We start from the raw sequence: 7,255 nt of genomic DNA on the forward strand, positions 1-7,255 counted from the left end.
TCCCCGATGCGGTACGAGCACCGTTGAATATCCTGGCTGACCAGCTCGTCGCCCTAACTGCTAACTGCTCAGATCAATGCTCTCGAAGCTCAAATGCGAAGGCATTGCCGTACGGAACCCGAAGCTGCCAGGTTGCTCAGCGTTCCGGGCGTCGGCCCGATCACCGTCAGCGCGATGTGACGAATCATAGATGACCCGAAGCTGTTGTTGCAAATCGGTCAAATAGTTATCGTGAGATGGCCCGCGCCGCAACGGCGGCGCGGTTGCCGACGCGCGTGCCGAGGAGGTCGTCATTTGACGCGCCGAAATTGGGTATGATGTCGCGAGCGCTGGGGTACGAAGCGTGCGCTTATGATACAGTTAGATCACGCTCGTCGAGCGAGCGCGCGTTTGTTCGATCTGTACGAAGTTTGCGCGCGCGTGAGGGTGCCCAATCTGCCAGCATAGGTCGCGAGGGCGGAATGGTCCGCACCGCAACTGGTTGACTCTGTCAGCGGCCGTTCCGGAGGGCTTTTTGGGTGGGACGATTGAGGGGCGCAGATGTCTCCGCGTGCCGCTGGCATCAAGATGAGCAGCGTCGGCATCACCGGCAAGGGCAAGCGTGTCGAGGATCGCGTCGGCATGCTCGTCCTGCTTGCTCGTTCACGTTATGAAACGAAGTCAAGAGCTGCAATTGGTGGCGCCGCTGAGCGATCCCGGAGCGCTTGGTCGCGACGGTCAGAATCTTGATTCAGCCGAGCATGGGGCTTGCTTTCGCTGGACGGCGGTCCATGTCCGACGGACTGGAGGCACCGTGCTTCTTCGGCTTGCGCGGCCCGATCTGCTCGCAAATTTGTCGGTGACACAAGCCGACATCTGTGCGCCGACGTCTGTGCCACGAAGACTCGATCGATCGCGGCCCCTGCTGCGGGCGGCAGGATATTTGATCAATGAACACGCCGCTTAGTGGAGATGTCGCGGCCCTGGAAGCCTTGAAAGAAGACGATCAGCTGCGCGGCCTAAAGTCGCGCGCAGGAACTGATTTTTCTTCGAACGATTATCTGGCACCGGCCAGCGCGCCACGTATGAAGAAGGCTCTGTTCACCGCGCTCGATGCCGGCACGCCGATCGGAGCTGGTAGGTCACGGCTCCTGCGCGGCAATTGTGAGGAGCACGAAGCTCTCGAAGCGGAGGCGGCGCGGTACTTCCGAGCGGAGACAGCGCTGTTCTTCGGCGGCGGTTACATCGCAAATTTCGCTCTTTTGACAACACTGCCGCAGCGGGCGATCTGCTTGTTCTCGATTTGTTCGTGCGCGCCAGTATTCACGAAGGCGCACGAGCGGGCCGAGCCGAGTTCCGGATAAGCGCCCATAATGACCCCCAGTCGGTCGAAGATGCGATTGGCGACTGGCACGCCAAGGGCGGAGGGGACGCGTCTGGATCGTGGTGGATAGCCTCTACAGTACGGACGGAGACTTCGCGCCGCTTAGAGATCTGGTCGTAATCGCCGAGCGCTGCGACGCGTTCCTGGTCGTGGAGGAGGCAGGTGTTTACGGCGAGCAGGGACGGGGGCTCACCGCGCCCTATGAGGGCCGCGAAAATCTCCTGGTGGTCCACCTGCGGGAAGGCGCTGGGGACGGAGGGCGCGCTTGTCACTGCTTCCGGTGTATTGCGCGACTTCATGGTCAATCGGTGCCGTCCATCCGTTTTCGCCACCGCGCCATCGCCCCTGATGGCCGTCGCTACTCGGGAAGCGCTCTTGATCCTACAGGAGGAGCCAGATCGGCAGCAGCGCCTGATCGATTTGTCGATTTTACACATCGGCAGCTCGCCACGTGCGGCCGCCCGAGCCGTTCGAACTCACAGATCATTCCGTACATCGTGGGTGACAACGCGCGGGCGATGCGGCTCGCCTCTGCACTGAAGGTGCGCGGTTTTGATATCCGCGGGATACGGCCGCCGACAGTGCCTGTGGGAACGGCGAGGTTGCGGATCTCGCTGACGCTTAATGTCGGGCAAGATGATGTATCCGATATGATTGATGCGTTGGTCGAAGAGACTTGGGGAGTTCGTCAATCATGATCGCGAGGCCGACGTCCGGATCGGTAAACGATCTTCAAAGGTGCGCGCCGGCGCGCGCCCCTCCGATCGGTGATCGCAGTCTCGTGCGCGCGAGACTTCCGGTTTATACTGATCCAAAGAGCTCAGGGCAGATTCGACGAGTCTGCTCTTCCGACACTGGCGGTCTCTTCATTGGCCGATGCAGGAGAGACCGTCCGATGCCGACGCGAGTAGCATTTTTCATAACATCGGCGGGCTGGACAGCGGTCGTGGTCGTAATTCTGCTCTATGTGATCTTCAGCCCTGGTTGAGCCGGTTGACCTGAGCAGGACCGATCTGCATCGGTGTCATGGCGGAATGGGCGGCCGAGATCTCTGTCTGGAATTCCCGCCTGTTCCGGAGGCTTGGCTCGGAGTCTGGCGCGCCTGCGCGCAATCTGGCGATCGATTCAACTCTGTTGGCTCGGCGCATCAACGTGCAGACATGGACGTTGCCGGCCGTGATGCGAGTTGTTCTTGGGGCTGGCCGCGCGTCGCCAACATAAGTACGAAGAATATGATGAGTATCAAGAGACCGCGCATACCAAAGCCTATCCCAAAGCTATGACAATCGTGGAACGGATCACATCCGGAGCGTTTGCTGCGTCCCAATGGACGAGCAAATCTCGCGGCGCTCAATCGAAGGCCGGCCAGGCTGCATACGGCTGGTCGGCCGTGCGAAAGCCAGCGTCAGCCCAGCAGGTCGACCCTGCCGGTTTCGAGCCGATATAGACCCCCGACTATCTTCAGTGTGTTCTGCGCAACTGCCGAGCTCAAAATCGGGCTGGCGGATTTGAGCTTATTGACGTTATCAATCACATTCTGCCGGATCGCATCGGCGGACGTATCGCCGGTTTGCTGGCGAGATCCTCTTACGGCAGGCGCAAGCGCAGCGACGAGGGACGGAGTATGCCCCGGCGCCGGCTTACCCTCGTCAAGCGATTTGATTGTGGCCTCTATCGCGCCGCAATGATCGTGACCAAGTACCAGGATCAGCGGCGTGTTCAGTACGGCGACCGCATACTCCATACTAGCTAGCGTGTCGTCGTTGGCGAAGTTGCCGGCGAGGCGGCGCACAAACAGATCACCAAGTCCGCTGTCGAAGGCAAGTTCGGGCGCTAGACGGGAATCGGCGCAGCTCAGAACCGCCGCATATGGATTTTGACCATCGACTAAGAGTTCGCGCTCGCGTTTAAGATCGTGCCCTCGCGATGCGCCCTGCACATAGCGATCGTTGCCCTCCATCAGCCGCTTCAGCGCAACATCTGGCGAGAGCAGGTTATCCGGCTTGGGCGGCGCTTTTGCTTGCTTCGCGTCGACAATATTGTTGCCAAACGGCAGGACTAATGCCGAAATAGCGAACAGCAACAGTGAGCGGCGCGAAGGCGCGACCTTGATCGGATAGGACATCCTCTGGGAACGGCCTGCATGCATGGGTGTCACCTCATTGCGCGGCTCTACGCCATCCTGTGGCTTCGGCCTCAGTTTCGCTGCAGAACCAGCGTTCAGCCGGCTTCTTCGTCATGTCGATTTGTGCGTAACTGAGTTGCCCGGGCGAGTGATAAGTGCGCTCGCCGTTGCGGTCCACCGTGCCCTTTATCAGACACTCGGGCGAGGGCGGGTCCGATAGCAGAGCGGATCCGAGCAGGAGCTCCTGAGCGTCGCCCGGCACCGAGCTCGCGCCGACGATGATCGACCCCTTGTTGCGGCGACGCCAGTCCCAGGGCGCGATGAACGCCCCCGACCACAGGCCCGCGAAGGCATTGCTCGCCACCACCTCATAGATGGTGTAGGTGTAGGGACCCGACGACAGTGCCCAGCCCGAGCTTACCATCCAGGCGTTCACGTCCTGGCCTTCGATGAAGCAACTGCCGAGTGATCTGCCGTACTTGTCTACTCCTGCGGTCTGACAATCCCACGTTCGTCCATTCGAGTAATTGATAAGCGCGTCGCGAGCAGCTACGCCGCAGGCCCATTTGCGGCCATGGCGTCGAGGCAAATCTGATCAGTCTCTGGCGCCTCGATACCTGAGAGCCGAATCCTAGTTTGCTCGATCTCGATTGTGTTGCCGTCGAGGATGTGCGGAGGGCCGCTGAGTTTCGCCGCGCAAACCGGAGATGTGACGACAGCGAGCAGTGCTGCCATCATTATGCGGTGTTTCATCCTTACAGCCTTTCGTTCTTGTTCATCAGCTCATAAAGTCGCACGATCCGGCCTCGCTACATTCGACTGCTTGACCGCACAACTGCGTCATTTGGCCTGCATTGTTCGACGCTTGCTTTGTCAAAGCTGGTCATGATTCAACCTACGACCTAACGCAGCGTGAGGTTCAAGCGATTTCTTCAGTGTGCATTTTGCGGTGTGCGTTTGGGCTCTCTCTGGGCTCGCCTCCCATGCTGTCGACCGGAGCTCCGTGCTCAGCTGACGAACTCGCGACGCAGGAAAAAGGCGAACCCCGGGGATATTTCTCTCGGGCCTGAGGATAAAAGCGTGTCGCTTCCGGCTTCAGCGGCCGAGCGGACGTCAGCGCGGAATCAGCAACGTCGCTACTCCTTTGTCATTTCCATCGTTAGACAGGGCTGCCAGCGGTTCGATAATGTTGAGGAAACTTCACCGCAAGCCAGTTGCGAGGAGGCCGATTGCTCGAAAGAAATCTGATCCGGCTTTCTCTGACTGAAGATGGACCCTAACCTTGTATGTCGGCCTCGGTCCGCGATCTGTCCGGTCTCGAGCGGGGATTGCATGGCGACTCATGCGCAATGGGAGGTTGCGTCAATGTTCGAACGATGGAGATCACGAAGCTCGGTATGAGTGTGAGCGTTGCCGCAGGGAATCTGAAAGGACGGTAAGGTCGAGCCCTGGCTTTATCGTGCATGCACCGGGCAAACGGAAAGACGTCCGCCCGCCTTATTGGAATGGCCATCTTGATGGTATGCAGTGCGATGAATCAATCCACAACAATTGTTGGCAATGACTGCACTCCGGCAGGTAGCTCTGGCAGGATTTAGCCGACTCACGCTATCCATCATTCTTAATTAACTCACTGCACAATGGGAATGAAATGGTTGCAGCGACCCGTGAATTGCCGGTCTCTTGTTACACGCTTGAAGTAGACGGCCGCCTGAAAGCCGAATTTGCAACCAGAGACGGTGCCAGGGCAGGTGGAGCAGAACTAAAGAAGCGTTTCCCCATGCTTCAAATCAGGATCTATGACGCTCAGACGAATGCGCGCGAGGAAATTTAGATCTGGCCCAATTCGGTCTTCGATCCCTCGCAGCAAGGCTGAGGAGCTCCTCGCCGGGGTCACTCGGGAAAGGGGCCCGCCGTCATCAAGTATGACGGCGTCGCTATCACTGCCCCGTTCCCGGGGGCCCTCTTAACCGGTCTCGTCGCTGCACTCGCTCCCGCGTGCCGCCTTCGGCGTCGCTATGCTCACGCTCCTGCGGGTGCCTATTGGTCGTGCGATGCGCTGCGCGCACGCCGGATCGGGGCTTGGCCTCAGGCATCTTCTAGTCTAGTCCCGTGAAGAATGGCATGGCGAGCTCGCGGCGTCGCAGATTGTCTCCTCTCACTGCGTTGCGCGCGGCGCGGCCAACCGGCTCTCGTAAGCTACTACGCCGCCGCTGAGCTCTTCTCCTGGAGGAAAGGGCCGAGAGCTGACTGACTTTTCCCATGGCGGGCTGCAGGCTGCGAGAGGCTCGCCTTGCCGAGGCATAACAGGACATGCGTTTCAGAGCGCATGTGCCTCGCCGTTGGCCCGAGGGGCTCAGCGATCAATGAGCAGCGCTGCCATCTTGCTCTGTGCGACCATTTGCCGAGGCTTTTCGCGTCCCCTCTAACGCTTCGTGTTCATTTGGCTCTATGTGATCGAACCAGGAGCCAGGAGGAAAGGCCGCGAGACGCTTGGCAAGGAAGGATTGCGGCTCCCAATCTTGTCCCTCGCGCTTCTCGAAGGTGATGACCCCGTTACGGGTAAAATAGCGAGGCCCTGGTATATTACAGTTCACCAACAGCAGAACGCGCCACCGATCACCTTTCTCCGTCGGCTTGTCATTCGCCTTCGATACGTAGTCCACGACAATGGGTTCGATGATATGGCAGCGGCCGTGCCGCAGAAGATTGCCGAGCTTGCCTTGCGCGGTCGTCACGAAGTTGAAATTGACCGGATTATGCAGAAAGGGAAGATTTGCGTTTTTTTCGCCATCGGTGATTTCACTGGCGATCAACGAAAGCGCCAGGGCGCGCCAGCCCAGTTCGATCGGCTTCGCATACGGAGACGCAACTTCGATCTTCCCATCGGTCCCGATCTTCCAGGTAATAACGTAGTGTTCGTCTGATTTATTATCCTGATGCCTGGTCCAGGAAAGGTAAACATATTCAGTTCGGTCGATTCCTTCGGCGATTCCCCAGTTTCCAGGGACGAACTGCGCCACTTTCGAAACGTTGGAAACAATCTGTTCTATCGTTTCACCGTCTTGCGCTCGCCACGTCGACCTGACTCTCTCGACGAGGACGCTCTCGCTGGCGCGCAGACTGTTGCTCGTCGCAGCCAACCCGGCCAGGCAGATCAGCGATTGATGGAGACAAAACCAAAGCACGCCTCTTGTAGACATTCTCTTCATAGCCGCCCGACCATCCGATTTTCATCCACACGTCAATTCCAGAGCGGGCAGCCTTCAATGCTATGCGCGAATTGGAAGAAGTTAGCGGCAACGTGACGCGGGCGCCCGCTGATGTCCCGCGCGAGCTGGCGCTGTCCGCTCTATGTCACGCGCCGCTAACTTCAGTGGGCCAGCCACAACCTCAATTTGCTGTGGTGGACCTGCCCAGGAGGAGAAGCCCCGGGCAACCGAGGGCTTGCATTGTTCGTGCCAGGAAACAGCCGGCAATTCGCACCGGATTCGTGTTGTGTTTGTCGACTTTCCGACTTGCGCTCGTTTCAATGTTTCCATTCAGCTGATCCGCCCCGGCTTGTTCATCCCTTGTCGCGTATCGGATCTTCGACGCGCAGGCGAACGCCTTGCTGCCAAGTTCCTGATGACTGTGGGAACACTTTGCCGCCGTCGAACGGTTTGGTTGGGCTACCGGAACGTTGGCGTTCATCTCTACCCTGCTTTTGGCATCGGCGGCGAAGGGACCACTGCGCTTCTTTCGCGAAATGCGGCGCTGCAACGATA

The 7,255-nt window shown here is 58.9% G+C and carries 4 protein-coding genes and 2 pseudogenes; 1 reads left to right on the forward strand and 5 read right to left on the reverse strand.

All coding sequences use genetic code 11. The annotated features are described in order from the left end of the window. The first annotated feature begins 929 nt into the window (after nt 1-929). Nucleotides 930-2,061: pseudogene (locus H8A95_RS40655) on the forward strand (8-amino-7-oxononanoate synthase). A 707-nt stretch (nt 2,062-2,768) separates the two neighbouring features. On the opposite strand, the gene H8A95_RS40660 reads toward H8A95_RS40655, so the two are convergent. The 5 genes and pseudogenes from H8A95_RS40660 to H8A95_RS40680 form a co-directional block, all read right to left on the reverse strand. Continuing rightward, nucleotides 2,769-3,488, reverse strand: a complete 720-nt coding sequence (locus tag H8A95_RS40660) for a carbonic anhydrase (protein ID WP_229167413.1) — start codon at nt 3,486-3,488, stop codon at nt 2,769-2,771. Between the two features lie 34 nt (nt 3,489-3,522). Beyond that, complete coding sequence (locus tag H8A95_RS40665) at nt 3,523-3,924, reverse strand: sunset domain-containing protein (RefSeq protein ID WP_229188129.1); 402 nt, start codon at nt 3,922-3,924, stop codon at nt 3,523-3,525. Nucleotides 3,925-3,945: 21 nt separating this feature from the next. Then, nucleotides 3,946-4,077: pseudogene (locus tag H8A95_RS44295) on the reverse strand (thermonuclease family protein); the annotation flags it as partial. A 1,774-nt stretch (nt 4,078-5,851) separates the two neighbouring features. Further along, nucleotides 5,852-6,700, reverse strand: a complete 849-nt coding sequence (locus tag H8A95_RS40675; protein ID WP_229167411.1) for a nodulate formation efficiency C protein — start codon at nt 6,698-6,700, stop codon at nt 5,852-5,854. 181 nt (nt 6,701-6,881) lie between these two features. Continuing rightward, nucleotides 6,882-7,255, reverse strand: a 374-nt coding sequence (locus H8A95_RS40680) for a hypothetical protein (RefSeq protein ID WP_229188128.1), incomplete at its 5' end; no start/stop codon positions are given.

Source organism: Bradyrhizobium oropedii (genome assembly GCF_020889685.1).
In the GTDB taxonomy this organism is placed as follows: Bacteria; Pseudomonadota; Alphaproteobacteria; order Rhizobiales; family Xanthobacteraceae; genus Bradyrhizobium; species Bradyrhizobium oropedii.

Coding starts and splice junctions, on each gene's coding strand:
- H8A95_RS40660 (WP_229167413.1), bottom strand. CDS start 3,488: ATGTCCTATCCGATCAAGGTCGCGCCTTCGCGCCGCTCACTGTTGCTG.
- H8A95_RS40675 (WP_229167411.1), bottom strand. CDS start 6,700: ATGAAGAGAATGTCTACAAGAGGCGTGCTTTGGTTTTGTCTCCATCAA.